Origin of the sequence: Bacillus sp. SA1-12, from assembly GCF_000981385.1 — a bacterium.
GTDB lineage: Bacteria > Bacillota > Bacilli > Bacillales > Bacillaceae > Metabacillus.
Window position 1 is genome coordinate 1 of the sequence record NZ_LATZ01000095.1, and the last position, 622, is coordinate 622.

At 41.0% G+C, this 622-nt stretch carries 1 protein-coding gene; it reads right to left on the minus strand.

The genetic code is table 11. The annotated features are described in order from the left end of the window. Nucleotides 1-576, minus strand: a 576-nt coding sequence (locus tag WQ54_RS17985; protein WP_046585982.1) for a reverse transcriptase domain-containing protein, incomplete at its 3' end; no start/stop codon positions are given. Nucleotides 577-622 lie beyond the last annotated feature (46 nt).

The following is a 622-nucleotide window of genomic DNA, read 5'->3' on the forward strand; positions in this document are numbered from 1 at the left end:
ACCTCCTTGTGGTGTACCTTCTTCTGCTTCATTAACCACACCGTTAATCATGATTCCTGATTGGAGATACCTCCGTATAAGTTTCAAGACCAATCGGTCTTGTACTCTATTTGCCAATATCCCCATCAACTTATCATGATTAACCTTGTCAAAGAATTTCTCTAAATCCATATCAATAACCCATCTATACCCTTCACTTATATATCCCTTGGCTTTCCTCACTGCATCATGGCCCCTTCTTTTGGGACGGAAACCATAACTATGTTCTGAAAATGTTGGGTCGAAAAGTGGGGTTAGCACTTGGGCTATGGCCTGTTGGATGAAACGATCTGTCACAGTAGGTATTCCTAGTAATCTTACTCCACCGTTCGGTTTCGGGATTTCGATTCGACGTACTGGGTTCGGTTCATAGGTACCAGTTCTCAAAGAGTGACAAAGGGAATCCCAGTTTTCATAGAGGTGTCTTCGTAGGGATTTTACGGACATTCCATCTATGCCATGACTTCCTTTGTTCCTTTCCACACGCTTAAGTGCTTCAATTAAGTTTTCCCGTGACAAAATCATATCTATCAACATTTGATATTTCCTTTCGACGTGAACGTAGAAATCTAATTGTGTTATT